Source organism: Streptomyces sp. NPDC004542 (genome assembly GCF_040610035.1).
Taxonomy (GTDB): Bacteria; Actinomycetota; Actinomycetes; order Streptomycetales; family Streptomycetaceae; genus Streptomyces.
Window position 1 is genome coordinate 1 of sequence record NZ_JBEXLP010000227.1, and the last position, 1015, is coordinate 1015.

The 1015-nt window shown below is 68.9% G+C and carries 1 protein-coding gene; it reads left to right on the top strand.

Annotated elements, in window-relative coordinates; all coding sequences use genetic code 11:
• Positions 1–18: 18 nt before the first annotated feature.
• Positions 19–1015: AMP-binding protein (locus ABZX30_RS38240; protein WP_355943094.1), on the top strand; the 997-nt coding region annotated here is incomplete at its 3' end.

The following is a 1015-nucleotide window of genomic DNA, read 5'->3' on the forward strand; positions in this document are numbered from 1 at the left end:
CGGGTGGGATCGTCCGGCGTGGGCGAGGCGTTGTCGGACCTGCGGCATCAGCTGGCGGAGCTCCTGGTGCACGAGCACGCCCCGCTGGCCCTGGCACAGCAGGCCAGCGGAGTGCGCCACGGCAGCCCGCTGTTCACCTCGATCTTCAACTACCGGCACAGCATGCACCCCGGGACCCGAGCAGATCAGGGAAGAGAATCCGCGTTCGAAGGCATCAGCACGATGCACATCCAGGACGCGACCAACTACCCAGTGGCCGTCACCGTGGACGATTACGGGACCGGCTTCGGCCTGACCGTCGATGCGGTGACCCCTGCGGACCCGGAGCAGCTGTGCGTCCTGCTGGGCACCGCCCTGCAGAATCTGGCCGTCGCGCTGCGGAGCACGCCGGAAGCCGGGCTGGGCGCGATCGGTGTCTTGGACGCGGTCGAACGCCGACGGGTTGTCGAAGAGTGGAACGACACGGCTGCCGCGCTGCCGGAAGCGCTGGTCCCGGGGCTGATCGCGGAGCGTGCGGCTGCCGATCCCACGGCGGTGGCGGTGGTGTGCGACGGCATCGAAGTGTCGTACGCGGACCTGGACGAGCGGGCGAACCGGCTGGCCCACCTGCTGGTCGGCGCGGGCGTGGACACCGGTCATGTGGTGGGGCTGTGCCTGCCACGCGGGGTGGACATGGTGACCGCCATCCTCGGCGTCTGGAAGGCGGGAGTAGCCTATCTGCCGCTGGATCCGGAGTACCCGGCCGAGCGGCTCACGTTCATGCTTGCTGACGCCGGAGTGGACCTTCTGGTGGGCGCAGGGGGAACGTGTGAAGGACTGAGCTCGTCGCGGACCGTGGCGCTGGACGATCCCGCGGTGCTCGCCGAGCTAGCTGCCGGGCCGGCGACAGCACCTGACATCACGCTGACGCAACAGCAGTTGGCGTATGTGATTTATACGTCGGGTTCGACGGGGCGGCCGAAGGGTGTGCAGGCCACGCATGGTGGTCTGGTGAATCTGGCGGTGGCGTTGGGGC